General features: G+C 37.7%; 20 protein-coding genes, 3 tRNA genes and 1 pseudogene. 19 read left to right on the top strand and 5 right to left on the bottom strand.

The genetic code is table 11. The features are described from left to right. Positions 1-24 precede the first annotated feature (24 nt). Together lipA and ACFIJS_RS01025 are read left to right on the top strand one after the other, a co-directional pair. Positions 25-987, top strand: a complete 963-nt coding sequence (gene lipA, locus ACFIJS_RS01030; RefSeq protein ID WP_375649011.1) for a lipoyl synthase — start codon at positions 25-27, stop codon at positions 985-987. Positions 988-989: 2 nt separating this feature from the next. Then, on the top strand, positions 990-1,451 hold the full coding sequence (locus ACFIJS_RS01025; protein ID WP_375623144.1) for a type II toxin-antitoxin system RatA family toxin: 462 nt from the start codon (positions 990-992) through the stop codon (positions 1,449-1,451). 600 nt (positions 1,452-2,051) lie between these two features. Here the strand turns inward: ACFIJS_RS01025 and ACFIJS_RS01020 are convergent. Genes ACFIJS_RS01020 through rirA form a run of 3 tightly spaced genes read right to left on the bottom strand, consistent with a single transcriptional unit; the run spans position 2,052 to position 4,195 of the window. Further along, complete coding sequence (locus ACFIJS_RS01020) at positions 2,052-2,540, bottom strand: CinA family protein (protein WP_375649009.1); 489 nt, start codon at positions 2,538-2,540, stop codon at positions 2,052-2,054. Next, positions 2,537-3,727: a bifunctional 2-C-methyl-D-erythritol 4-phosphate cytidylyltransferase/2-C-methyl-D-erythritol 2,4-cyclodiphosphate synthase gene (locus tag ACFIJS_RS01015; protein WP_375649298.1), complete on the bottom strand. Its 1,191-nt coding sequence runs from the start codon at positions 3,725-3,727 to the stop codon at positions 2,537-2,539. Before ACFIJS_RS01015 ends, ACFIJS_RS01020 begins: the two co-directional genes overlap by 4 nt. Before the next feature lie 24 nt (positions 3,728-3,751). Continuing rightward, positions 3,752-4,195: an iron-responsive transcriptional regulator RirA gene (gene rirA / locus ACFIJS_RS01010; RefSeq protein ID WP_375649006.1), complete on the bottom strand. Its 444-nt coding sequence runs from the start codon at positions 4,193-4,195 to the stop codon at positions 3,752-3,754. A gap of 164 nt (positions 4,196-4,359) precedes the next feature. Between rirA and ACFIJS_RS01005 the strand changes: the two genes are divergently transcribed. The 8 genes from ACFIJS_RS01005 (at position 4,360) to ACFIJS_RS00970 (ending at position 15,547) form a co-directional block, all read left to right on the top strand. Further along, on the top strand, positions 4,360-6,624 hold the full coding sequence (locus ACFIJS_RS01005) for an ATP-binding protein (protein WP_375649295.1): 2,265 nt from the start codon (positions 4,360-4,362) through the stop codon (positions 6,622-6,624). Position 6,625: 1 nt separating this feature from the next. After that, a complete protein-coding gene (locus ACFIJS_RS01000; RefSeq protein ID WP_375649004.1) occupies positions 6,626-7,984 on the top strand; it encodes a sigma-54-dependent transcriptional regulator in 1,359 nt (452 codons plus the stop codon). A 4-nt stretch (positions 7,985-7,988) separates the two neighbouring features. Further along, a complete protein-coding gene (gene trkA / locus ACFIJS_RS00995; RefSeq protein ID WP_273791154.1) occupies positions 7,989-9,365 on the top strand; it encodes a Trk system potassium transporter TrkA in 1,377 nt (458 codons plus the stop codon). 10 nt (positions 9,366-9,375) lie between these two features. Then, positions 9,376-10,185: a hypothetical protein gene (locus tag ACFIJS_RS00990; protein WP_375649001.1), complete on the top strand. Its 810-nt coding sequence runs from the start codon at positions 9,376-9,378 to the stop codon at positions 10,183-10,185. A 151-nt stretch (positions 10,186-10,336) separates the two neighbouring features. Next, on the top strand, positions 10,337-10,969 hold the full coding sequence (gene clpP / locus ACFIJS_RS00985; RefSeq protein WP_005773677.1) for an ATP-dependent Clp endopeptidase proteolytic subunit ClpP: 633 nt from the start codon (positions 10,337-10,339) through the stop codon (positions 10,967-10,969). Between the two features lie 183 nt (positions 10,970-11,152). Then, positions 11,153-12,427 carry an ATP-dependent Clp protease ATP-binding subunit ClpX gene (clpX, locus tag ACFIJS_RS00980; protein ID WP_375623152.1) on the top strand — a complete coding sequence of 425 codons (1,275 nt, stop codon included), beginning with the start codon at positions 11,153-11,155 and terminating at the stop codon, positions 12,425-12,427. Between the two features lie 183 nt (positions 12,428-12,610). After that, positions 12,611-15,037 (top strand): endopeptidase La, encoded by a 2,427-nt coding sequence (lon, locus tag ACFIJS_RS00975; protein WP_375623153.1) that lies wholly within the window; start codon positions 12,611-12,613, stop codon positions 15,035-15,037. Positions 15,038-15,268: 231 nt separating this feature from the next. Then, positions 15,269-15,547: an HU family DNA-binding protein gene (locus ACFIJS_RS00970; protein ID WP_375648999.1), complete on the top strand. Its 279-nt coding sequence runs from the start codon at positions 15,269-15,271 to the stop codon at positions 15,545-15,547. A 966-nt stretch (positions 15,548-16,513) separates the two neighbouring features. Here ACFIJS_RS00970 and trmFO read toward each other — a convergent pair. After that, entirely contained in the window at positions 16,514-17,926 is a 1,413-nt protein-coding gene (trmFO, locus tag ACFIJS_RS00965) for a methylenetetrahydrofolate--tRNA-(uracil(54)-C(5))-methyltransferase (FADH(2)-oxidizing) TrmFO (protein ID WP_375648997.1), read from the bottom strand. A gap of 133 nt (positions 17,927-18,059) precedes the next feature. Here trmFO and ACFIJS_RS00960 point away from each other — a divergent pair. From ACFIJS_RS00960 to ACFIJS_RS00935, 6 genes are all read left to right on the top strand, one after another. After that, positions 18,060-18,142 (top strand) — tRNA-Leu (locus tag ACFIJS_RS00960). A gap of 135 nt (positions 18,143-18,277) precedes the next feature. Further along, positions 18,278-19,705, top strand: coding sequence for a trigger factor (gene tig, locus ACFIJS_RS00955; protein WP_375648994.1), 1,428 nt, complete (start codon positions 18,278-18,280; stop codon positions 19,703-19,705). A 128-nt stretch (positions 19,706-19,833) separates the two neighbouring features. Then, on the top strand, positions 19,834-21,333 hold the full coding sequence (gene gatB, locus ACFIJS_RS00950) for an Asp-tRNA(Asn)/Glu-tRNA(Gln) amidotransferase subunit GatB (RefSeq protein ID WP_375648992.1): 1,500 nt from the start codon (positions 19,834-19,836) through the stop codon (positions 21,331-21,333). A gap of 181 nt (positions 21,334-21,514) precedes the next feature. Next, complete coding sequence (locus tag ACFIJS_RS00945; protein ID WP_375648990.1) at positions 21,515-21,913, top strand: NADH:ubiquinone oxidoreductase subunit NDUFA12; 399 nt, start codon at positions 21,515-21,517, stop codon at positions 21,911-21,913. Between the two features lie 89 nt (positions 21,914-22,002). Beyond that, positions 22,003-22,428 (top strand): DUF2155 domain-containing protein, encoded by a 426-nt coding sequence (locus ACFIJS_RS00940; protein ID WP_375649293.1) that lies wholly within the window; start codon positions 22,003-22,005, stop codon positions 22,426-22,428. Positions 22,429-23,316: 888 nt separating this feature from the next. Then, positions 23,317-24,048: a rhomboid family intramembrane serine protease gene (locus tag ACFIJS_RS00935; protein ID WP_375648987.1), complete on the top strand. Its 732-nt coding sequence runs from the start codon at positions 23,317-23,319 to the stop codon at positions 24,046-24,048. On the opposite strand, the gene ACFIJS_RS00930 is transcribed toward ACFIJS_RS00935, so the two are convergent. Continuing rightward, positions 24,045-24,875, bottom strand: coding sequence for a TrmH family RNA methyltransferase (locus ACFIJS_RS00930; protein WP_375648984.1), 831 nt, complete (start codon positions 24,873-24,875; stop codon positions 24,045-24,047). The genes ACFIJS_RS00935 and ACFIJS_RS00930 overlap by 4 nt on opposite strands. Before the next feature lie 205 nt (positions 24,876-25,080). Here ACFIJS_RS00930 and ACFIJS_RS00925 point away from each other — a divergent pair. From ACFIJS_RS00925 to ACFIJS_RS00915, 3 genes and pseudogenes are all read left to right on the top strand, one after another. Next, positions 25,081-25,164, top strand: a tRNA-Tyr gene (locus ACFIJS_RS00925). 32 nt (positions 25,165-25,196) lie between these two features. Further along, positions 25,197-25,270 (top strand) — tRNA-Gly (locus ACFIJS_RS00920). Positions 25,271-25,451: 181 nt separating this feature from the next. After that, positions 25,452-25,528 (top strand): annotated as a pseudogene (locus tag ACFIJS_RS00915) (elongation factor Tu); the annotation flags it as partial.

The following is a 25,528-nucleotide window of genomic DNA, read 5'->3' as shown; positions in this document are numbered from 1 at the left end:
CGTATTTATAAGGCAAAGGCTTAAATGGTTAAGGTTGTTGATAGAGTTACAAATAGACGTTTGCGTCATCCTGAAAAGGCACATCGTTCTGATACAAGCGTTCAAAAAAAGCCAGATTGGATTCGTGTAAAAGCGCCAACCTCGCCAATTTATAAGGAAACATATGGAATTGTACGTACGCATAAGTTAGTGACTGTATGTGAAGAAGCTGGTTGCCCTAATATTGGCGAATGTTGGAGCCAGCGGCATGCTAGCTTTATGATTTTAGGTGAAATATGTACGCGTGCTTGTGCTTTTTGTAACGTTGCAACAGGTATTCCACTTGCTGTTGATGATAATGAGCCAGAACGTGTAGCGGATGCTGTTGCACAGATGGAATTAAAACATGTTGTGATTACATCTGTTGATCGCGATGATCTTGCAGATGGTGGTGCACAGCATTTTGCAAAAGTTATTTATGCTATTCGTCGAAAAGCTCCCAAGACAACAATTGAAGTTCTTACTCCTGATTTTCGCCATAAGGATGGCGCGTTAGAAATCGTTGTTGCTGCTAAGCCTGATGTTTTTAACCATAATTTGGAAACAGTTCCCTCTAAATATTTAAAGATCCGTCCAGGAGCGCGCTATTTTCATTCAATTCGGTTGTTACAACGCGTTAAAGAACTTGACCCAACAATCTTTACAAAATCAGGTATTATGGTTGGGCTTGGGGAGGACCGAAATGAAATTCTTCAATTGATGGATGATTTACGCTCTGCTGATGTTGACTTTATGACAATAGGGCAATATTTGCAGCCTACACGAAAGCATCATCCGGTTATTCGTTTTGTGCCTCCTGAAGAATTTGAGTCTTTTGCCAAGATTGGTAAAGTAAAAGGATTTTTACATATGGCCTCTAATCCTCTGACGCGTTCATCTCATCATGCTGGAGATGATTTTGCCATTTTGCAAAAAGCGCGTGATGAAAAATTTTCCTTACAGAGATAATTATGCCGATTTTTACAATACATCGGCAGATCACCCATAGTGCCAGTGAAATGTTTGATCTTGTTTCAGATATTGAGCGTTATCCTGAATTTTTACCAATGTGTGAGTCTTTAATAGTACGTTCTCGAAAAGAATATGGGAAAAAAATATTGCTTCTTGCGGATATGACCGTTGGCTATAAGATTATCCGTGAAACTTTTACGACTCAAGTATTTCTTCAGACAGAAAAAAATCTTATAGAAGTTAAATATATTGATGGTCCATTCAAATATCTTGAAAATCGTTGGGCTTTTCATGATATTGAAAATACCAATGCATGTAATGTAGAGTTTTTTATTGATTATGAATTTAAAAGTAAAACTCTTGGATTAGTGATGGGCTCAATGTTTGATATTGCGTTTCGTAAATTTACCGAGGCTTTTGAGAAGCGTGCGCATCAGATTTATGGCTCTACGGTAACGTAGTCTATTCTTTTGTTTTTTAACAATACGTATTATTTATAACAGCGTGAAAGTAAAAACCGGTTTCCATCTTTACTATTTGTTTTTAATTCAGCGTTCAAAAGCATATTGAAGGAATATTATTTAAAATGATGAAGATGATGCACAGCCTCACGCTTTTATTTCTCTTTTTTAATGAAGGCACATCCGTTAAACAAAACGCCCAAATAGAACATGCTTGCGTCATACCCATTTCAGAATAGCGCTCATAATAAATAGTATAGATCCTCGTAAAAGTATGTAAAATCCACATCTTTACACTTATGAAGAAGTTAGCCTGCACCATTTATTTGCCACCTCTCAAGATGTTACGCCAGCTCTTAGCACTTAAGAGAGAGGTACAAGTATCTCTTTCTTGAATCATTTTATTTATACGATTTTTTTCTCTTGTGGTGTGCAAGTGAATAAATTTGATTAATTCAACCTACATAGGATTGAAGTGAGATAACTTTACGATATTCAGGTCTTTTATTTCAAGTTGTGATACAATAAATTATTTTTTCAAGATGTTGACGATTATAGACTCAATGTGGAATAGAGAGTTTTGAAATTGGTATGGGGAATTCAGTGAAGCAATTCCAGAATCATTTTAAAAACATTTTCAACAGTTGCATGGCGAACAGCATTGCGATTAAGATGACTGAAGTGCATTTCTTTGTGCAGGGGGGAGTGATTTTTGTAAGCAACTGCGCAATGCACAAGTCCTACGGGTTTATCAAGACTTGCACCTCCAGGACCAGCAATTCCTGTTACAGAAACTGCTATGTCAGCTTGTGAATGTTTTAATCCACCCTCAGCCATTGCAAGAGCAACTTCTTTTGAAACGGCACCATAGGTTCTTATAAGTTCAGCACAAACGCCAACAAGGCGTGTTTTGGATTCATTTGAATAAACAACAAATCCACAATCGAGAACATCTGACGATCCTGCAATATTTGTGAGGCTTGCAGCAATGAGTCCTCCTGTACAAGACTCTACAGTTGTTAACAGCAAACCTTTTTGGCGAAAGATATTAAGGACTTCATGTGCTTGTGTTTCACAAAGATATGTCATTGGGGAAGTTCTCCTGAATAAAGAACGCTCGCTGTTGCAAGAGCAGCAATTCCTTCACCACGACCAATAAATCCAAGCCTTTCATTTGTTGTTGCTTTGATAGAGATTCGATCAGGTGTCATTGCAAGTATTGTCATAAGATTTTCTGTCATGGCATGACGATAGGGACCAATTTTAGGATTTTCAGCAATAATTGTGATATCAACATTGGCGATACGACCACCTGCTTGTTTTAGAATCTGAAGAGCATAACGGAGAAAAATTTCTGATGATACATTTTTCCATTGAGGATCAGAGGGAGGAAAAAGTGTACCGATATCTCCTGCACCTTGAGTTGCAAGAAGGGCATCTGTTAATGCATGAAGAGCAACATCCGCATCGGAGTGTCCATTTAATTTTTTATGAAAAGGGATTTTTATACCACATAATATAAGAAAATCACCATCCTCGAAAGAGTGAACATCATAACCATTGCCGGTGCGGATATCAGGAAACATTTGCATTTTCTTTTGGAGATATAAATGTGCAGTATTAAAATCTTCATGCCATGTAATTTTTATGTTGTTAGGATCCCCAAGAACGGTACGCATAGGAATTCCAAACCATTCAGCAATCGCAGAGTCGTCAGTAAATTCTTTTTTGCAAGCTTGTTTCGCTTGTTTATGGGCCGCTAAGATATGTTCAAAGGGAAAACACTGTGGAGTTTGTGCACTATAAAGATGGGTACGGGGAATTGTTTCTAAAACATGCTGATTATTTACACGTTTAAGGGTATCAGAGATCGGCAGAACAGGAAGAACACCTTCTTGAGGCGTGATCGTGTTGTGAATGTTATCAAGAAGCTTGTTTTCGATAAAGGGGCGTGCGCCATCATGAATATGCACATATTGGAGATTGAATTTTTTGAGTGCCTGAAGTCCATGTAAGGTAGAGATTTGACGTGTATTGCCTCCTTCAACGATAATAAGGCGCTCTTTTAAATCGCCAATAGCTTGTTCACAGATTTGACGATCTTCTGGATGAATAACAAGGATAATTGTTGTGATAGCTGGATGCTGCAAAAAACAATGCACGGTATGATAAATAATCGGCTTTTGTCCTAGAAGCCGATATTGTTTTGGAATTTTATGGGGAGATCCTGCTCTTTCACCACGTCCAGCGGCTAATATTATTGCTGCAATAGAAATACTTAATCTCCTTGTATTGTAATCCTAGTTTACTTTTTTGTCATTAATTTTAAAATGATTTTGAAAGGATGGTTGTTGTAGATCAGCAAGGGATATCACGGATAACACCTCAAAAAAAGCATTTAATGCTTTTTGAAGTGCGGTATTTAAACCACAAAAATCGATCAAGGGGCAAGTCGGTTCTGCAGTATCAAAACATTCTGCGAGGGAAAAGTTGTCTTCTGTTACTTTCAAAACATCAGCGACTGAAATTTCTGCTGCGGGTTTAGCCAATCTAACTCCACCATTGCGTCCACGCACTGTTTGTATAAAACCGGCTTGAACAAGCAGCTGAAGGATTTTAAATAAAAAAAGTTCTGAAACGGCATATGCTTTAGCAATTTCTGGAACACGACTGAGAGTTCCCTGATTATCTGCACAATACATGAGCATTCTAAGAGCATAATTTGTTTGTTTTGTTAATCGCATCTCATTTCCTTTGTAAAGTATCGTCGAACGCAGTTTATTTTAAAGATATTTTGCAAAATATAGAAGTTCTTTATTTTCCCTATTTTAAATGTAGTATTAGTATTGTCAATTTTTGCTACAAAAGGTTATATGAGAATAATGGGATAAGGGTACGTAAGCTCATGATGAATATAACATCTGTGACAAATCTTCAAGACATAGATAAAAATACTTATAACGATGAGTTGTATCATTTAAGTAAGATATATATTTTTTTAGGGATTACAATTATTGTATTGGCTTTACTTACGGCCTCTGTTTCATTTATTATTCTTATTGGATTAACCCCTGTTGTTCCCAGTAAAACAGTAACCCTTATTCTTATAGGGATTAATAGTTTTTGGGTTTTAGGGCTTATTGTCATCGTTTTTTATGAGATGATTCCGATCATTCGTGCTTGGCGTTCAAGGCGTGCAGGATCGCGTCTTCATGTGCGCCTTATTTCATTGTTTGCACTTGTTGCAACAATGCCAGCTGTTGCTGTAGCTCTTGTATCGGGTCCAGCTTTAAATTTGGGACTTGATCGATGGTTTGATACAACAACGCGGCAAATTGTAGGCTCTTCTATTGACTTAGCAAATGCTTATGCAGATGAAATGCTTCAAAATTTAAAAAATTTATCCTACGCGATGGCATTTGCACTTGATAACAAAAAACTCTTAGAACGTAATCCAGCTGAATATAGGATGCAATTAACGCGTCATGCTATAGGACGCAATTTGCGTGGTGCATTTTTGTTAAGTTCTAGCGGAGCTATTTTTGTATCGAGTGCTCTTGGTGATGAAGATAAACTGCCAATTCCTCCTTCCAATCTTATTAAACGTGCAACCAGTGCAAGGCCTTTTTCTTTTCAACCAGGCGTTCATGATTATTTTGGTATTATTTTAAAATTTACCAACATTCCAAACACATTTTTATATTTGGTGCGTGACGTTGATAAAAGTGTTTTATCTGCTTTGCGTTTGACAGAAGTCAATACAGATCGTTATCGTGATTTAAATGCAAATCGCCTGCTGACGCAAATTGCATTTGGTATGCTTTATTTATGTCTTTTTTTTAGTTTATTCTTATCAGCTATTTGGGCCGCTATTGCTGTCGCTGATCGCTTAGTAAGTCCTATTCGTCTTCTCATTAGTGCTGCTGATGATGTTGCTACTGGAAATATGGAAATTTTCGTGCCAGTACGCGCGAAGGACGGAGATATTGGGCAATTATCCAAAACTTTTAATTACATGGTTAGTGAATTGAAAAGTCGGCGCAATGAGTTGATTGCAGTGCGTGATCAAATTGATGAGAGGCGGCGTTTTTCTGAAGCAGTGTTATCTGGTGTAACAGCAGGAGTAGCAGGTATAGATGATAATGGTGATATTACAATTATTAATCGGTCTATTGAAGCGATGTTTGATATTCGCTCTGAACACGTTGTTGGACAAAGTCTTTTATCTTTAAGTGCTGAAATTTGGCAGGTTTTTCAGTTTGCACGTTCATTGGATCGTAAAAATCATCGTGAGCAGGTTACTTTAAATGTTGCAGGAAAAGAGCGTGTCTGTAATGTCCAAGTTACGATGGAAGAGGATGATGGACAGGGGCAATCTTGGGTTCTAACAATTGATGATATTACAGACCTTGTTGCAGCACAACGTACAGCGGCCTGGGCGGATATTGCACGGCGTATTGCACACGAAATTAAAAATCCTCTCACACCTATTCAGTTATCCGCTGAACGCATTCGTAAACGTTATAACAAAGTTATTACACAAGATAGAGAGGTCTTTGAGCGGTGTATTGAGACAATTATTCGACAGGTTGGAGATATTGGGCGTATGGTTGATGAGTTTTCCTCTTTTGCACGTATGCCCAAACCACAAATGCATATTTTAGATATACGAGAATTGTTGCGCGAAGCATGTTTCTTGATAGAAGTGACGCGACATGATATTCATTTTGAGCAAGATTTAGGAAGTCTACCACTTATGGGTGCATTTGATAACCGCCTCATTGTACAAGCTTTTTGCAATGTTATCAAAAACGCGAGCGAATCCATAGATTCAGTTATGCGAGAGGAAAATATTCACGGTCATATTCTTGTCCGTTCTTATCGTCAAAAGGAATGGATGGTTGTGGATGTTGTTGATAATGGGAAAGGACTTCCTAAAGAGCAAAGACAAAAGTTATTAGAACCCTATATAACAACGCGAGAAAAAGGAACAGGGCTCGGGTTAGCCATTGTGCGCAAAGTTATTGAAGATCACGGTGGTTCCATGGAGCTTCATGATGCACCGGAGAGTTTTTATGAAGGTCGTGGTGCGATGATCCGTTTGATATTTCCGGCGGATGGGGGTAAGCAGGGTAGTATTATACAAGCCATAAATCATAAGATAGGGGAATAGTATGGTATCAGATATCTTGATTGTTGATGATGAAGCAGATATTCGTGAGCTTGTTGCTGGTATTTTAGATGATGAAGGTTATGAAACGCGTGTTGCTTGTAACTCTGATGAGGCATTGGCTCAAATTAGTGAGCGTATTCCAAAGCTCATTTTTTTGGATATTTGGCTACAGGGTAGTCGTCTCGATGGTTTAGCACTGCTTGATGAAATTAAAACGCAATATCCGGCTCTTCCGGTCGTTATGATCTCTGGTCATGGTAATATTGAGACGGCTGTTTCCGCTATAAAGCGAGGGGCATATGATTTCATTGAAAAACCTTTTAAAGCTGATAGACTTGTATTGGTTGCAGAGAGAACACTTGAAAACTCAAATTTAAAACGTGAGCTTTTAGAATTGCGAAAGCGTTCGAACGAGACATTAGAGTTGCTTGGAAAATCGACAGTTGTAAAAAATTTGCGTCAAATCATAGAAAAAGTAGCACCAACCAATAGTCGCATCATGATAACAGGTCCTTCAGGGGCAGGAAAAGAGACTGTTGCACGAACTATTCATGCGCTCTCAACGCGTTCGAATGGGCCATTTGTTACAATAAATGCTGCAACGATTACTCCGGAAAGAATGGAAATAGAGCTGTTTGGCAGTGAAATGGAAGGAAGAGAGCGCAAGATCGGTGCCTTAGAAGAAGCTCATGGCGGTATATTATATCTTGATGAAATTGCTGACATGCCACGTGAGACTCAAGGTAAGATTCTTCGGGTGTTAACGGGGCAGACATTTGAGAGAGTTGGCGGCACAAAACGTGTTAAGGTGGATGTCCGTATTATTTCTTCGACAGCGCAAAATCTTGAAAACCTCATTTCCGATGGGCGCTTTAGAGAAGATCTTTTCCACCGTCTTTCCGTTGTTCCTATTGCTGTTCCGCCTCTTTCAGCGCGTCGTGAAGATATTCCAGAACTTGTACATCATTTTGTAAAAACAATATCACAGCAAGTTGGGATTAAACCGCGTGCAATCAGTGATGATGTGATTGCTATTTTGCAAACGCACGCTTGGCCGGGTAATGTGCGGCAATTACGTAATAATATTGAGCGTCTTCTTATTCTTGTGCGGGATGGTGATGGTCCTATAACAGCGGACTTTCTTCCCAGTGAAGTAAGTGATTTTTTGCCACGTCTTCAAATGGATTCAGATGAAAGTATAATGGATTTGCCGTTACGTGAAGCACGAGAATTGTTTGAAAAGAGATATTTAGTGGCGCAGATTGGGCGTTTGGGTGGAAACATATCACGTACTGCTGAATTTATAGGCATGGAGCGTTCAGCTTTGCACCGTAAACTTAAAGCGCTTGGAGTTTCTTAAAGCGATGCGTGTTATTATTTGCGGAGCAGGACAGGTTGGTTATGGGATAGCAGAGCGTCTTGCTGCTGAAAATCACGATGTTACTGTTATTGATATTGAAACGAGATTAATTGAAAAGATTCGCGATACATTGGATGTGAGAGGTTTTGTTGGTCACGGTTCACGTCCTGAAGTTCTTTTGGCTGCGGATGCAGACAAAGCTGATATGTTGATTGCTGTCACTTTGTTTGATGAAGTCAATATGGTAGCTTGCCAAGTAGCACATTCATTATTTAATGTGCCTACAAAAATTGCTCGTATTCGTTCACAATCTTATTTAGAACCACGTTATAAGACGCTTTTTTCTAGAGAGAATATTCCCATTGATGTGGTTATTTCGCCAGAAGTTGAAGTTGGTGAAATGGTTTTGCGCCGTATTGCTTTACCTGGTGCAATAGATGTTCTTTATTTTTGTAATGATGATATTGTTGCGCTAGCCTTGGAATGCATGGAAGATTGTCCAGTTATTAATACACCTTTGCGTCAATTAACAGAGCTTTTTCCAGATCTTCATACGACGGTTACCGCTATAAAACGTGGCGCAGAATTATTGGTTGCACATTCAGAAACGCAATTACGCGTTGGTGATATAACCTATCTTGTTGTTTCTCGTGAACAGATGCGTCGTGCTGTAGGGCTTTTTGGTCATAAAGAACAAGATGCCCACCGTATGATTATTGCAGGGGGTGGTCACATTGGCCTTTATGTTGCACAGGCTATTGAAAAGCGTTTCCATAAATTAAAATTGAAGATTATAGAATCGCATAGAGAAAGAGCCCTCACAATTGCTGATCAGCTTGAAAAAACAACAGTTTTATACGGCAACGTATTAGATCCAGTAATTCTTCAAGATGCGGGAATTGATCAGTCCGATTTAATGATTACATTGACCAATCAAGATCAGGTTAATCTCTTAAGCGCTATTATTGCTAAAAGATTGGGCTGCAAAGCCAATATGGTGTTGATTAATAATGTTGCCTACCAAGAATTTAGTCGTGCTGTTGGTGTGGATGCATACCTTAATCCCCATAGCGTTACAATATCGAGAATTTTGCAACAAATGCGCCGTGGGCGTATTCGTTCTGTTCATTCAGTTTTTAATGGTCGAGCAGAAATTATTGAAGCTGAAGTGATGCAAACATCTTCATTGGTTGGTAAGTCATTATCAGAGCTTAATTTATCAGATGGTTTGAGAATTGGTGCAATTTATCGCAATAAGACAATAATACAGCTTTCGGCAGATACGCGTATTTTGTCTGGTGATAGAATAGTGATTTTTGCTCTTGCTGATAGGGTTCGTGATGTTGAACAACTCTTTCGCGTAAGTTTAGAATATTTTTGATATATTATCTATGGATATTTGTACTTTTTGGTATAGTGGACAATTAAGATTGGTGGATAGGCTTTGTTTGTCCTCAATGGTTAAAACTGGACAGCGCGTTAAGCTTTTTAGTTATGATAAAAAAATAGATAATCTCCCTGCTGGTGTTGAGTTGCATGAAGCCGAATCAATTTTACCACGCTCAGCAATTTATCGCCTTGATCCCGATTTTTCTGATGATAAACCAGGGTGTACAATTGTTCAGTTCTCGGATTTTTTTCGTGTTATGCTGATGAAATACCAACAAGGTGTTTGGTTAGATACAGATGTTTACCTTGTTAAACAATTTCATCCAGATGCAGATAAGGTTTGGTTGGCAAGAGAAAATAATACAAGAGTAGGCGTTTCTGCACTTTATTTTCCGCCCAATAACCCTATTATAAAAATATTTGAAGATTATTGGGCAGGCACAGAAATTATTCCTCGTTGGCTTGGATTTAAGCGTCGTGTTTGGAGACCGTTCTGGTTAAAGAGGAAAAAAATACCGATTTTACCAGGAAGTCTTGGCGTTACGATATTTGGCAATGATGGTATTTCACGATTAGCAAAACGATATGGTTTTTTTCATGAAGCAAAGGAAAAGGAAACTTTTTATTATTGGATTGGGCGAAAAACTGAACGTATTTTTGAGCCAGCTTTTGGTGTAAAGCCGCTTACAGATTCACGCTTGATAGGCTTTCATATTCACAGAAAGACAAAGACCACGAAAAGACCTCAGGAAGGAAGTTTTTACCATTGGGCGGTATCTCGCATTCCTGATGTTCATCATTTGTTTAGGTAGAGTTATTATTGCTATTTTAACTATTGAGATTTTAATCTATCTTAAACAGCTCTTGATTGTAGCTTGCGCAAGAGAGTAATGTTAACTTAACATATGGATAAAAACATTGAATGTGTAAAGAGCTGTTGTTATATGAACGGAAAGTAAAAATATGAGTGATCCAATGAAAACAGCATTAAGCCTTGTTCCTATGGTTATTGAACAAACCAATCGTGGTGAACGGGCCTATGATATTTTTTCCCGTCTTTTAAAGGAGCGGATTATTTTTATTAATGGTCCTGTCGAAGATGGTATGGCAATGCTTGTTTGTGCACAATTGCTTTTCTTGGAAGCAGAAAATCCTAAAAAAGAAATTAGTCTTTACATTAATTCTCCAGGTGGTGTCGTAACATCTGGTATGGCTATTTATGATACTATGCAGTTTATTCGCCCTCCTGTTTCTACGCTTTGCATGGGGCAGGCGGCATCTATGGGGTCTTTATTGTTAACAGCTGGAGCAAAAGGTCATCGTTTTACATTGCCAAACGCACGTATCATGGTGCATCAACCATCTGGTGGTTTTCAAGGTCAAGCTTCAGATATTGAGCGACATGCGCAAGATATTATAAAGATGAAACGGCGTTTAAATGAAATTTATGTTCAACATACAGGTCAAGATTATGAGGTTATTGAGAGAACTCTCGATCGCGATCATTTTATGACAGCAGAAGAAGCCAAAGCGTTTGGCTTAGTTGATGATGTTATACAATATCGTGCAGAAACTGAAAAAGAAGAAAAAGATTAAGAATTTTTATAGAAAAAACAGCTACTTTAAATCAAAGAGTTTTATAAAAAATATCGTAAAATAAGAGAAACACCTAAAAATATTAAGACATGCATGGTTTTCTATATGTCTTTTAGTTTTCATGATAAAAAGCTTCCTTTGAAAAGGTAAAGTATTCATGTATCGTGGTGAAAGGAAAGAAAAATGAGCAAAATTAGCAATAGCGGGAACGAATCAAAAAATACTCTCTATTGCTCGTTCTGCGGCAAGAGTCAGCATGAGGTGCGTAAGCTCATTGCGGGGCCTACTGTATTTATCTGTGATGAATGTGTAGAGCTTTGCATGGATATTATTCGGGAAGAAAATAAGTCTTCTGGGGTTAAGGTGCGTGATGGTGTCCCTACGCCACAGGAAATTATAACAGTTCTTGATGATTATGTTATTGGTCAGCAGCATGCGAAGCGTGTTCTTTCTGTTGCTGTTCATAATCATTATAAACGGTTGGCGCATCAGTCTAAAAGCAATGATATTGAGTTGGCTAAATCAAATATTCTTCTTGTTGGTCCCACGGGCTGTGGTAAAACTTATCTTGCACAAACATTAGCACGTATTATTGATGTGCCTTTTACGATGGCGGATGCAACCACTTTGACTGAAGCAGGTTATGTGGGTGAAGATGTTGAAAATATTATTCTTAAGCTTCTGCAAGCAGCAGATTATAATGTTGAACGTGCGCAGCGTGGTATTGTTTATATTGATGAGGTTGATAAGATTTCTCGTAAAGCAGATAATCCTTCTATTACAAGAGATGTTTCGGGGGAAGGAGTTCAGCAGGCGTTATTAAAAATTATGGAAGGAACGATTGCTTCTGTTCCTCCTCAAGGTGGACGTAAACATCCGCAACAAGAGTTTCTTCAGGTTGACACCACAAACATTTTATTTATTTGTGGGGGGGCTTTTGCAGGTTTAGAACGGATTATTTCAGGGCGTGGTGAAAAAACTTCTATTGGTTTTTCTGCGACCGTTAAAGCTCCTGATGAGCGTTGTGTAGGTGAAATTTTTCGTGATTTAGAGCCTGAAGATCTTATAAAATTTGGTTTAATACCAGAATTTATTGGACGCCTTCCTATAGTCGCTACCTTAGAGGATTTAGATGTTAACGCCCTCATGCAAATTTTATCACAACCTAAAAATGCGTTAGTAAAGCAATATCAGCGTCTTTTTGAAATGGAGAATGTTGAGTTAGCATTTCATGAAGATGCTTTACGTGTTATTGCAAAGAAAGCAATTGAACGTAAAACTGGTGCTCGTGGTTTACGTTCTATTATGGAGAAGATCCTTCTTGAGACGATGTTTGAGCTACCGGCTCTTGAAGGCGTTCAAAAAGTGGTTATTTCGAGTGATGTCGTTGATGGGAAAGCGCGTCCTCTTTATATTTACTCAGAACGTGCAGACGATAAAGAAAATGTATCAGCATGACATTGTGCGATGCACAATATAAAAGATGGTAATGAACGGTATTTGAGGGGTGTTTCTAATAATATCATTATAATGCTTGATTTATGTATTAGTAATTACCACTTCATGTACTGTGAAGAGCTGAGGTTTTCTAAAGGTGGGCTGGTTGTTGTAGATAGCTCATAGGCTCCAGAAAGGAGAGTTATGCAATATATTGATGAAAAGACAGATGAAGTGAGAGATGGGGTTTATGCTGTTTTACCTCTTCGTGATATTGTTGTCTTCCCCCATATGATTGTTCCACTTTTTGTGGGCCGCGAAAAATCAATTCGTGCTCTTGAAGAAACGATGGCGGTTGACAAGCAAATACTATTGGTGACACAAAAAAATGCTTCTGATGACGATCCAAAATCAGAGGATATTTATCATATTGGTACATTTGCTAATATTCTTCAACTTTTAAAGCTTCCTGATGGTACTGTAAAGGTTTTGGTTGAAGGAACTGCACGTGCAAAAATTAGTCAATTTGCTTTAAGTGAAGGTTATCATCAGGCTTTTGCAACTGTTACAGAAGAACCTAGAGAGAGTGATGTTGAGATTGAAGCTCTTTCAAGGTCAGTGATTGCTTATTTTGAAAACTATGTAAAGCTTAATAAAAAAATCTCTCCTGAAGTTGTCAATGCGATTGGCCAGATCGATAATCCTTCTAAGCTTGCTGATACGATTGCTTCTCATTTGATGATTAAACTTGCAGAAAAACAGGAATTATTAGAGCTCTTACCTGTACGGGCCCGTCTTGAACGTGTTCTGTCCTTTATGGAAGGAGAAATTTCTGTTTTGCAGGTTGAAAAACGTATTCGTTCGCATGTTAAACGGCAAATGGAAAAAAACCAACGAGAATATTATCTCAATGAGCAGATGAAGGCTATTCAAAAAGAGTTAGGAGCAGGAGATGATAGCCGAGATGAACTCTCTGAATTAGAAGAGCGTATCAAGAATACAAAACTATCCAAGGAAGCACAGGAAAAAGCTGGGGCAGAATTGAGAAAATTACGGAATATGTCTCCTATGTCTGCAGAAGCGACAGTTGTACGTAACTATCTCGATTGGTTATTAGCAATGCCTTGGGGTAAAAAATCTAAAATTAAAAACAATTTAGATTTTGCTGAAAAGGTCATGAATAATGAACATTTCGGTCTTGAAAAAGTTAAGGAGCGAATTATTGAATATTTAGCCGTACAAAGTCGCGCGTCAAAGATAAAAGGTCCCATTATTTGTTTGTTAGGTCCTCCTGGTGTAGGGAAAACATCATTAGCGCGCTCTATTACAAAGGCGACGGGGCGTGAGTATGTTCGTATCTCATTGGGAGGTGTCCGGGATGAAGCAGAAATTCGCGGACATCGCCGAACATATATTGGTTCGATGCCTGGAAAAATTATCCAGTCTATGAAAAAAGCAAAAAAATCTAATCCGCTTTTCTTGCTTGATGAAATTGATAAAATGGGACAAGATTTTCGTGGAGATCCTTCATCTGCTTTATTAGAAGTTCTTGATCCTGAACAAAATAGTACATTCATTGATCACTATTTGGAAGTTGAATATGATCTTTCTGATGTCATGTTTATCACAACTGCCAATACGCTTAATATTCCAGGTCCGTTAATGGATCGTATGGAAATTATTCGTATTGCTGGTTATACTGAATGTGAGAAAATGGAAATTATTAAACAGCATCTTTTACCAAAGGCACTAAAAGATCACTGTTTGTCTAAAAAAGAACTCAGTATTTCTGATGGAGCACTAAGGTCGATTATTCAGTTTTACACACGTGAGGCAGGCGTTCGTAACCTTGAGCGTGAACTCATGAAAATTTCCCGCAAATCCGTTACAAAAATTCTCAAAACGCATCAAAAATCTGTAAAAGTTACAGAAAATAATATTCATGATTTCTTGGGTGTTAAACGTTATCATTACAATCAGATTGAAGGAGAAAATCAAATTGGTGTTGTAACAGGCCTTGCGTGGACAGAAGTCGGTGGAGAGTTATTGACCATTGAAGGAGTTATGATGCCCGGCAAAGGTAAGATGACTGTAACTGGAAATTTACGTGATATTATGAAAGAGTCCATTTCAGCGGCAGCATCTTATGTACGTTCTCGTGCTGTTGACTTTGGTATTGAACCTCCACTTTTTGAAAAACGCGATATCCATGTTCATGTTCCAGAGGGAGCGACACCAAAAGATGGCCCATCTGCTGGGGTTGCAATGGTGACAGCAATTGTTTCGGTCCTTACAGGAGTAGCTGTGCATAAAGATATTGCAATGACTGGTGAAATTACTTTACGTGGACGCGTTTTACCAATTGGTGGATTAAAAGAAAAACTCCTAGCAGCTCTTCGAGGAGGGATAAAAAAGGTACTTATTCCTGAAGACAACGCAAAAGATTTGGTTGATATTCCAGATGATGTCAAAAATAATATGGAAATTATTCCGGTAAATCATGTGAGTGAAGTTTTGAAACATGCTTTGGTTCGTTTTCCAGATACTATTGAATGGAAAGAACCCTCTACAGTGGCTGTCCCAATCCGGTCAGAGAGCAGTGATAGTGAAGGAATACAGATTGCGCACTGATTCACTTATCTCATTTATAACGGCATTTTTTAGGTGGCAGAAGGCGTTGTTGAGGTTATTATTCTGTTTTTTGTTGGAAAAAGTGAAAAATTCCGTGAATAACTGTGATTATTGCTAAAAAAACAATGTTTCGAATAAAAATAAGACTTCTGTTTGCGGTACTTTTCAATAAACTGACCAATAACATGATTAAGTTATGTTGTCAGGTAATATAGGGAAAGGAAATATTTTATGAATAAAAGTGAATTGGTTAGCTCCGTTGCTGAAAAGGCAGGTGTTTCGAAAGCGCAAGCTGGTGCTGCTGTTGATGCTTTTATGGCTTCTGTAACAGAAGCTTTGGCTTCAGGGGGAGATGTTCGTCTTCCAGGTTTTGGCTCTTTTGAAGTTTCTCATCGTGCTGCAACAAAGGGGCGTAATCCTTCAACGGGTGCTGAAATCAATATTCCAGCACGTTCTGTACCCAAATTTTCTGCAGGAAAAAGCCTTAAAGAAGCAGTTAATAAAAAATAATTTAAGCTACATTAAAAAAACCCGATTTATTTATAAGCGGGTTTTTTTAACACATGTGTTATGCGTGTTTTTCATATAAAACTTTGAGATATTTTTAGCCTTTTCAATAAAATATTGCACTGGATTAATGAATCGCTGGTATGGCTTATAAAATGTAATGTTAACTTTTATTATGCTGAAGTGTCACGGTGTTTAATTCAAAACAAGATCCGTAAATAGTATGAGGCAAAAAACTCTGTAAAGTCTATAAAAATTATTATATACCACCATTTACGCTTAATAAAAGCGCATGTTGGTGCCACCGTACTATTTTTCTCAGTTCCTATAATGTTGCGACCAGCTCTCAATATCTGAGACGCGTGCATAAAGGATAGTTTTATTTTTTACTTATACGCCAACTTTGCTTGTGATACACCAAGAGGATAATTTTTATTGATTTATTATAAGAGAGTCTGAAATAAAAGAATCTTATGATATTCAGATTTCGCTTTCAATATTGTGATTTTTCTTGGCATTTGAGAGGGAAGAGATAGATCAAGCTCTATCCTACAAATATTCTTTCCATATCTTTATTTCACTTGTGATATGCAAGCGAGCGCTTTTTCTTCATCACACAAGAGTTAAAATGAGAGAATATCACAAATTTTGAGAGAGGAAGTTAAAAAACAGAAAAATTACTCTTATGAATAATGTATATTACGTAATATCTCTCGATAGAGATAATATAGTATTGCTTGTGTATTTTCCATCTATTTTACTTTTAGTCATTAAATCATAATTGTTAATAGCGGTAAAGGTTTTTTATAGCTAAAAGTTATTTTACAGCACCTACATAATTGAATAAATGATGAAACGTAGGGTAGTATTTATTGATTGGGGGAGACAGTCTTTAAAAGGCTTTAGAATGATTTTTTCACAAGAGTCACAAAGATCTATTCAGTAGGTGAGAGGCGAATTGTGTGCTTTTTATAAACAGGAACTCTTTGATTCTTTATCTGCTAACCACTGAGTACAATCATTGAGAGCTCTCGTTGTTATGGCTTGTTTTTTTATTAATTTTTTTTCTTTACTTGGTAAGTGTTTTTCTGAATCTTTAATCGAAGTAATAGGGGGAAATAGTCCGAAATTAATATTCATTGGCTGAAAGGACTGTGTTTCTGCTTTTTCATCTATGATGTGTCCCCCTGTAATATAATTCAAAAGGGCTCCGAATGCTGTAGTTTGTGGGGGTAGGTAAGGAGAAATATGATGATATTCGGCAGCAGCAAAATGTCCAGCAAGAAGCCCTATTGCCGCTGATTCTACATAACCTTCACATCCGGTAATTTGCCCTGCAAAGCGTAGTTGTTTTTTTTGTTTTAAACGAAGAGTTTGGTCAAGAATGATTGGCGAGTTAAGGTAGGTATTGCGGTGAAGACCACCAAGACGCGCAAACTCTGCTTTTTCAAGACCGGGAATCATTCTAAAAATGCGAATTTGTTCACCATATTTCAGTTTTGTTTGAAAGCCGACCATATTGTAAAGTGTTCCAAGTTTATTATCTTGGCGTAATTGAACGACAGCATAGGGTTTAACTGTAGGGTTATGGGTATTGGTTAAGCCCATAGGTTTCATAGGACCATGTCTTAACGTTTCAAGTCCGCGCTCAGCCATAATTTCAATGGGGAGGCATCCATCAAAATAGGGCGTTTTTTCAAAGTCACGAAACTCTGTTTTTTCAGCATTTTTTAATGCTTCCACGAATGTTTTATATTGTTCTTTGTTGAGGGGACAATTAAGATAATCTTTTCCTGTTCCCTCAGGACCAATTTTATCATAGCGAGACTGATACCAACAAATGTTGATATCAATACTATCGGTATGGATAATAGGTGCAATCGCATCAAAAAAAGAAAGAGCTTTTATACCGGTTATTGTTTGTAATTCCTGAGCAAGTGCAGGCGATGTAAGGGGACCCGTTGCAATGACAACATGTTTCCAAGTTTTAGGAATTTCTTGAACTTCTTCACGTTTGATTGTTATAAGAGGATGGTTTTCGAGTGCTGTTGTAACGGTTTTTGAAAATCCATCACGGTCAACAGCAAGGGCACTACCTGCGGGAACTTTGTTGGCATCAGCAGCTTTCATAATTAACGATTTCGCTAATCGCATTTCAGCATGTAAAAGCCCTACGGCATTTGTTAATGAATCATCGCAACGAAATGAATTTGAACAAACCAGTTCTGCTAATTTATCGGTTTTATGGGCATCTGATTTTTTTTCGGGTCGCATTTCATGCAAAACAACAGGAATTCCTGATTGAGCGATTTGCCAGCTCGCTTCACACCCCGCAAGACCGCCACCGATGATATGAATTGGGATATCAAATGTCTTTAACATAATTGACTTTTAGCGTAAGGAGTTATGTATGAAAAGCATAGATTTTGTTTTTTTAATATATTTGTTTGCTTTTTTTCTGTAATTAATGGTATAGAGACGCCGCTTGTATAAGGTTATTAGCTTGTAAGTTTGAGCGGATGTGGCGAAATTGGTAGACGCACCAGATTTAGGTTCTGGCGGGAGACCGTGGGGGTTCGAGTCCCTCCATCCGCACCAAAGCAATCCCTTAAGTGCTACGGATTTCTACGTGTCTGAAATTCCGCTTCATGGTAAATGTAACACTCGAAGTGTTAGAATGTAATGATTATTAGAGTGGGTTTATCCCTCTCCTTAGAAAAATGAAGGTGTTTAATGCAGGTTACCGAGACGCTTAATGAAGGACTGAAGCGCGAAATTAAGATCGTGGTTCCAGCGAAAGATTTAGAAGAAAAGTTGAATGAACGATTGGATGATACCAAGGGAAAAATCAAGCTTAATGGTTTTCGTCCCGGTAAAGTACCTGGTGCGCATTTGCGAAAAATGTATGGTAAATCCTTTATGGCGGAGATTCTCAATGAGATACTTAGTGATGCACCCCGTTCTATTTTAGCAGACCGCAATGAACGTGCAGCGATGCAGCCAAAAATTGATGTAGATGAAGATGAAAAAATTCTAGATGGCAAAGCCGATTTTACTTTTAGTATAAAGTATGAAGTTTTACCAAAAATTGAAATTAAAGATTTTGAACATATTGAGATTGTTCGTGAAATTGCAACTATTCCTGAACAGGATATTGATGATCAAGTCAATCGCGTCCTTTCTTCTACGCGTAATTATTCCCTAAAAGAAGGGGCTTCTGAAGAAGGTGATCGTATTACCATAGATTATCAAGGTAAGCTTGAAGGCGTTCCATTTGAAGGTGGGACAGATAGTGATGCACAACTGATTCTTGGGTCAAAACAATTTATTCCTGATTTTGAAGAGCAATTGGTTGGTGTTAAAGCTGGAGATGCAAAAACCATTTCTGTTAAATTTCCTGATAATTACAGTGCAGCACATTTGGCGGGACGGGAAGCAGAGTTTGACATTAGTGTCAAAGCTGTCTTTAAACCAGATGAGTTAAAAATTGATGATGAAGCAGCGCAAAAAGTTGGTTTAGAATCTCTAGATCGCTTACGGGAGGTTGTTCGTGGGCAGATTGAAAGCCAATATGGTTCAGTGACACGTCAAAAAGTTAAGCGTCAAATTCTTGATGCTTTAGATGCTGATTATAATTTTGAAATTCCTGAAGAACTTTTAGAGATTGAATTTAACAATATATGGGCTCAGGTTAATGATGATTTGAAAAAGGCTGGGCGCAGTTTTGAAGATGAAGGTATTATAGAAGAAAAGGCACGGGAGGAATATCGTGTCCTTGCGCAACGTCGTGTTCGTCTTGGTTTGGTGCTTTCTGAAATTGGAATGAAGGTTGGTGTTAAAGTTAGTGAGGATGAGCTAAAAGCAGCCGTTTTTGATCAGGTTCGCCAGTATCCTGGACAAGAGAAAGAGATTATGGATTTTTTCCGTAGGACTCCGGAAGCTGTTGAAAATCTACGTGCTCCGATTTTTGAAGAAAAGGTCATTGATTATTTATTAACACAGATAAAAGTTACAGATAAAAAAGTGACGGTTGAAGAGTTGATGAAAGAATATGACGAATCAGATGTAGCTGAAGAAAAGCCGGCAAAGAAAAAATCTGCAGTGAAAGAAACATCTACAGAGAAAACATCAGCTAAGAAAAAGGCTCTTAAAAAAGCTTAATACTTATGCAAACAGAAAAAGCTCGATGGAATCGGGCTTTTTGTAAGATTATATCCTAGGATTGCACTGAGAGAATGGTTTTAGATAAGCCATGAGTATATCTTTAAAATATTGGTAGTGGATTGGCAATGAGCATCATTGATACGCGTACTCCTGATTCTAAGCGTTTTATTTCTGGACTTACAGGTGATTGGGAAGTCATCATTGGCATGGAAGTTCATGCGCAAATCATATCAAATTCGAAACTTTTTTCAGGAGCATCAGCCAAATTTGGTGCAGAGCCGAACAATCATGTATCACTTATTGATGCCGCCATGCCAGGTATGTTGCCTGTTCTTAATCAAGAATGTGTTCGTCAAGCGGTTCGAACGGGGTTAGGATTAAAGGCGCATATTAATTTAAAATCTGTTTTTGATCGCAAAAATTATTTTTATCCAGATTTACCGCAAGGGTATCAGATTTCTCAATTTCGCTATCCCATTGTGGGGGAGGGAAAAATTATCATATCTGTTGGTCCAGATTCGAATGGAGAATTTGAGGATATTGAAGTGGGAATTGAGAGGTTGCATCTTGAACAGGATGCTGGAAAATCAATACATGATCAACATCCAACGATGTCTTTTGTAGATCTTAATCGTTCTGGTGTTGCTCTTATGGAAATTGTTTCCAAACCTGATATGCGCTCATCAGATGAAGCCAAAGCCTATATGACAAAATTGCGTACAATTGTTCGTTATTTGGGCACTTGCGATGGCAATATGGATGAAGGTTCTATGCGTGCAGATGTCAATGTATCTGTTCGTCGTCCTGGTGAAAATTTTGGAACGCGCTGTGAAATTAAAAACGTTAATTCTATCCGCTTTATTGGTCAAGCAATTGAGTATGAAGCGCGTCGTCAGATCGCAATTTTAGAAGATGGAGGCATCATAGATCAAGAGACTCGGCTTTTTGATGCCGCTAAAGGCGAAACACGCTCTATGCGCTCAAAGGAAGAAGCGCATGATTATCGTTATTTTCCTGATCCTGATCTTGTACCATTAGAATTTGATCAAGCATTTGTGGATGCTTTGGCAGCAGATTTACCAGAATTGCCTGACGCTATAAAAGCACGTTTTGTTAAGGAAATGGGATTGACAGTGTATGATGCTTCCATTCTTGTGACAGAAAAGGCTATTGCTGATTATTTTGAAGAAGTAGCACGTGGGCGTGATGGAAAAATAGTTGCCAATTGGGTGATTAATGACCTTTTAGGGGCTTTAAATAAAGATAATCGTGAGATTGAAGAGTCACCAGTATCGGCAAATCAATTGGGAAGTATTATTGATCTTATAAAAGAAGGAGTTATTTCTGGAAAAATTGCCAAAGATCTTTTTGAGATTATTTGGAATGAGGGGGGAGATGCACGCCAAATTGTAGAAGAGCGAAATATGAGGCAGGTAACGGATACGAAGGCTATTGAAAGAGCTGTTGATGAGATCGTTGCCAATAATTCTGATAAAGTTGCGCAAGCAAAATACAAACCTGCTTTAGCTGGTTGGTTTGTTGGACAGGTAATGAAAGCAACAGGTGGTAAGGCAAATCCTCAAGCTGTTAATGAATTGGTTAAGATGAAACTTGGCATAGATTAAATTTTATGAGGTGGAGAAGAAGCCATATATATGATATCTTCTTGAAATTAAGGGATAGCACGTTATCCTATCAATTGGGATTGTAGCTGAATTTACTAGTAATTTTTTCGGGAATTTCAATCGTTAACAATTTTATTCCAATGATTAATTTCATGAGAGCACTAAATGAATGGAATAGCAGATGGCTCGTTTTTTTAAGCAAATCTTCACATGGTGGAATGGCAACACCATTGGTACGCGTTTTTTCACATGGCGCAAAGGTAAGCAGATAGGGGAAGATCAATTTGGAAATATATATTATGAAGGAGGACTTCATAAGGATGGTTATCCGCATCGTTGGGTTATTTATAAAGACTATTCTGAGGCTTCTACTATTCCACCAGGCTGGCACGGCTGGATTCATCATCGCTGTGAGTGTCCACCAACACAGGAAGATTATCATCCTTATGAATGGGAAAAGCCTCATGTTGCAAATATGACAGGAACAAGTGAGGACTATCGACCGAAGGGGGCTATCACCTCCAATGGAGAACGTTCTTGTGTGCATGAAGATTATGATGCGTGGTCACCTAAAAAATAAAATGTTTTAATGTGCGCGTGTATTTTTGTCTTACTTGACTCTATGTTATGAAAAGAATTATTTTTCAAGGTACGATTGATTTTGATATGATGAGATTTTTTTTATTGTTAAGGGTGAGGTATTTTATATATATTTCTTTAATGGGAGTTTTAGTGTTTTTGTCCTTAAATAGTGGAGTGCGGGCTGAGCGTATTAGCAATGGAATTGCTGTTTTTGCAGGTCTTGACAAAATCACGGGGCGGACTACACGTTTTGAAGTTACTCTTGGTAAAATTTATCAGTATGGTGCATTACAGGTAACGCCACGTGCGTGTTATACGAGCTCTAAAGATGAACCAACGCGTACAACTGGTTTTGTTGAAGTCAGTGAAGTGACATTAGATAAAAAAATACGGCGTATTTTTACAGGATGGATGTTTGCAGATAGTCCTGGTTTGAACGCTGTTGAGCATCCTATTTATGATGTGTGGTTAAAGGATTGCAAGCAGAATTCTCAAGATCTTCCTCTTCAATGATTAGTGTGTTATCTATTTATAATACATTGATTTATAATGCTCCTTTATCATTTTACAACTTAATAAGAGGTTCAAATTCCTATGATTGCCTCATTTAATTTTTTTATATTGAATTAATTCAAACTATTCTCTTGCGTGTTACAAGTGGCGGATGTGTAGATGAGATTGTCTAAGAAAGGAATAAAAATTTCCTTCATGAATTGTTTAAATTCAAAGACGCATCATTAAAATCAACATATTTTTTCAGTGGTTCATAGGAGACAGTTCTTGAATTATATCTGTTAGAGGTTGAAATGAAAGTCCTGTTTACATTTGTTAAAGAGATGGATGGACGCTTTTGCATTTATGAGGGAAACAGACTATCAAGTGAGTAATTCATCATGAAACACCAATTACTATATCAGAAAACGCAGTGTTGGTAGTTTTTTTCTCATAGAGATGTCGTTTTTCATTCAAAGAGTAGAAGAAATGCAAGCTATATTAATGAAAAAATTGAGACTTAAGATTATTTAAAGTTTATCAATCGAAGTGAAGTATAGCTTGGTTAAAAAATGCAATGATCAGTATATTTCTAGTAAAAAAACAATGTTTATATATTTTTATTATACACTACCTCATAAGCGAATTTGTCTATTCGTAAGTTCTTGTATATTGCATGATAACTTTACATTTAAATAAGCAGGATATCACTAAGTTTGTAAATCATATTCTTGATATTCATGCTTTTTAAAATCTTTTGTATCAAATACACGTATTTTCATGTAGAGCTATTAAAAATTTAAAAAGTGGCTTCGAAGAGGTATTGAAAAGATTCTGCATCACTGGGAGTGGTATATTTATTTTGTATAAAGAATAACCCATTCTCTAAAGAATACGAGATTTTATACAATGAAAGTTTCTAGTCACCAACATGATGATGTTTCCCGATTGCCGAAACAACCTAAAGAACCCTTGTTGAATGTTCCATTTATTATAGTTGTTTTGATAGCATTTTGTTTTTGTCTTTATTGTCTTTCTCAGTATTTTTTTTCTCATCAGGTTTATGTTGAAAGTCTTGAGTTTTTTTTATTTATACCAGCATTATTTAAGAGGGATCCTATAGCATTTTGTTATACCATGGTGAGTTATTCATTTATGCATAGTAGTTTTAAACATGTTGCTCTTAATATGGTTTGGCTTTTGGTTTTTGGCTCTCCTTTAGCAAGGCATTTTGGTGTTTTACGTTTTTTAATTTTTTGGGTGTTAACGGCAGTTATTTCTGTTTTGACTTATTTTACATTTCATCAAGAAAGTACCATATCACTTATTGGGGCGTCAGGTGCTGTATCTGGAATGATGGGGGCTATTGCACGTTACGGTTTTTTTAGTGGTTATCTAGATGTCAATGCGCAGAACGAAAAACTTTTGGGATCTTTATTGTCCGTCAAAAAAGCTCTGTGTTCTAAGGGGGTACTTGTTTATATGAGTGTGTGGCTGACAGCTGATTTTATCATAGGTATTTCTTCTATTTTGTTTGAAAAAAATGGCATCTCAATAGCATGGGAAGCTCATATTGGCGGGTTTCTTGCGGGTTTTTTGTCGGTTGGTTTTTTTGATGTTTCACAAAAAATTAAAAACTAGAATCTAAGATATTTATGTGCCATATAAAGCGCTATTGTTGCTGCATTTGAAACATTTAATGATTTAATATTTCCAGGCATATCAAGGCGTGTTAAAACGCAAACGGTTTCGCGTGTTTTTTTACGTAAACCTTTACCTTCTGCACCTAAAACAAGAGCAATTTTATTCCCTGTTAATGCTGTTTCTAGAGGTTTGTCACCTTCTGAATCGAGACCAAAGCTTGTAAAACCTGTTTGATGAAGTTCTTGAAGAGCTTCAGCGAGGTTTCGTACGGTAATATAATGAATCATTTCCAAAGCTCCAGATGCTACTTTCGCAAGGACACCGCTTTCGTGGGGAGAGTGACGGCAAGTTGTAATAAGTGCTTTAGCTTTCAATGCAACTGCAGAGCGCATAATAGCGCCAACATTATGTGGATCGGTAATTTGATCCATGACAATGACCAGATCAGTATTGGTTAGTTCCGACAGTTTGCATGGTTTGAGGGGAAGAGTTTCCAAAACAATACCTTGATGAACAGCCTCACTTCCAACAAGCGAATCAAGATATTTGGGGGTGCATAATGTAACAGAGCAAGGATAATCTGATTCGGATATATTTAATCGTTTTAAGGCATTTTGTGTAACGTAAAGACATTTTAAAATTCTTTTTGGGTTTTTTAAAGCAGCCTGAACAGAATGAATGCCATAAAGATGGATTATCCCTTGCTGTGAAGAAGCAGCTTTCTGCTTTAGGTGTGTAAAAGATCGAGAAGGAGAGCCTTTTATATCGCGATATCGGCGACGTAAACGAGCATAATGAGAATTTTGTGATATTTTTTCTTTCATAGCTTCTTTATAGCGTGTTAATAAGAAAAATAGAGAGAAAAAATCTATGATTTAAAGTTATGAGCAGGAAATTTGTACAGAATTGTATTTATTCTGTTGACAGATACAATAGTAATCGTCATAACCACTTCGCAATCAGATTGAATTGAATGGGTATTCAAGATGGTTGTCGTGATGTCTCATTGCGCGACTTTACCGGTGTAATGGAGGGGTGCCCGAGTGGTTAAAGGGGGCGGACTGTAAATCCGTTGCGTATGCTACGTTGGTTCGAATCCAACCCCCTCCACCATTCATCGAAGGAGAGTTAGTACGTGGGTTCATGCGGGTATAGCTCAATGGTAGAGCAGCAGCCTTCCAAGCTGAATATGCGGGTTCGATTCCCGCTACCCGCTCCAAAGGATTGTTGATGATTGGGCAAATTAGGTATGATGGAGGATATTCCATTTATAGATTGGGTGGGGTTTTCCGTCTAAGAGTTGTAGTGGTTGGGCTGGTTACAGTCTGGTCAGACTCAGTTTTGAAGGACTGTCCCTAGATGCTAACAAAAATAGGGAATAAAACAAGAGATTAATAGCAATGGCGAAGAGCAAGTTTGAACGAACAAAACCGCATGTTAATATTGGTACGATTGGTCACGTTGATCATGGGAAGAC

This window comes from Bartonella sp. OT172YNZD (genome assembly GCF_042193725.1).
GTDB lineage: Bacteria > Pseudomonadota > Alphaproteobacteria > Rhizobiales > Rhizobiaceae > Bartonella > Bartonella grahamii_A.
This window is presented reverse-complemented; position numbering and strand designations above follow the sequence as displayed.

Excerpts from the sequence above, each read along its gene's own strand:
- lipA (WP_375649011.1), top strand. The coding sequence starts at position 25 with ATGGTTAAGGTTGTTGATAGAGTTACAAATAGACGTTTGCGTCATCCT.
- ACFIJS_RS01025 (WP_375623144.1), top strand. The coding sequence starts at position 990 with ATGCCGATTTTTACAATACATCGGCAGATCACCCATAGTGCCAGTGAA.
- ACFIJS_RS01020 (WP_375649009.1), bottom strand. The coding sequence starts at position 2,540 with ATGACATATCTTTGTGAAACACAAGCACATGAAGTCCTTAATATCTTT.
- rirA (WP_375649006.1), bottom strand. The coding sequence starts at position 4,195 with ATGCGATTAACAAAACAAACAAATTATGCTCTTAGAATGCTCATGTAT.
- ACFIJS_RS01005 (WP_375649295.1), top strand. The coding sequence starts at position 4,360 with ATGAATATAACATCTGTGACAAATCTTCAAGACATAGATAAAAATACT.
- ACFIJS_RS01000 (WP_375649004.1), top strand. The coding sequence starts at position 6,626 with ATGGTATCAGATATCTTGATTGTTGATGATGAAGCAGATATTCGTGAG.
- trkA (WP_273791154.1), top strand. The coding sequence starts at position 7,989 with ATGCGTGTTATTATTTGCGGAGCAGGACAGGTTGGTTATGGGATAGCA.
- ACFIJS_RS00990 (WP_375649001.1), top strand. The coding sequence starts at position 9,376 with ATGGATATTTGTACTTTTTGGTATAGTGGACAATTAAGATTGGTGGAT.
- clpP (WP_005773677.1), top strand. The coding sequence starts at position 10,337 with ATGAGTGATCCAATGAAAACAGCATTAAGCCTTGTTCCTATGGTTATT.
- clpX (WP_375623152.1), top strand. The coding sequence starts at position 11,153 with ATGAGCAAAATTAGCAATAGCGGGAACGAATCAAAAAATACTCTCTAT.
- lon (WP_375623153.1), top strand. The coding sequence starts at position 12,611 with ATGCAATATATTGATGAAAAGACAGATGAAGTGAGAGATGGGGTTTAT.
- ACFIJS_RS00970 (WP_375648999.1), top strand. The coding sequence starts at position 15,269 with ATGAATAAAAGTGAATTGGTTAGCTCCGTTGCTGAAAAGGCAGGTGTT.
- trmFO (WP_375648997.1), bottom strand. The coding sequence starts at position 17,926 with ATGTTAAAGACATTTGATATCCCAATTCATATCATCGGTGGCGGTCTT.
- tig (WP_375648994.1), top strand. The coding sequence starts at position 18,278 with ATGCAGGTTACCGAGACGCTTAATGAAGGACTGAAGCGCGAAATTAAG.
- gatB (WP_375648992.1), top strand. The coding sequence starts at position 19,834 with ATGAGCATCATTGATACGCGTACTCCTGATTCTAAGCGTTTTATTTCT.
- ACFIJS_RS00945 (WP_375648990.1), top strand. The coding sequence starts at position 21,515 with ATGGCTCGTTTTTTTAAGCAAATCTTCACATGGTGGAATGGCAACACC.
- ACFIJS_RS00940 (WP_375649293.1), top strand. The coding sequence starts at position 22,003 with ATGAGATTTTTTTTATTGTTAAGGGTGAGGTATTTTATATATATTTCT.
- ACFIJS_RS00935 (WP_375648987.1), top strand. The coding sequence starts at position 23,317 with ATGAAAGTTTCTAGTCACCAACATGATGATGTTTCCCGATTGCCGAAA.
- ACFIJS_RS00930 (WP_375648984.1), bottom strand. The coding sequence starts at position 24,875 with ATGAAAGAAAAAATATCACAAAATTCTCATTATGCTCGTTTACGTCGC.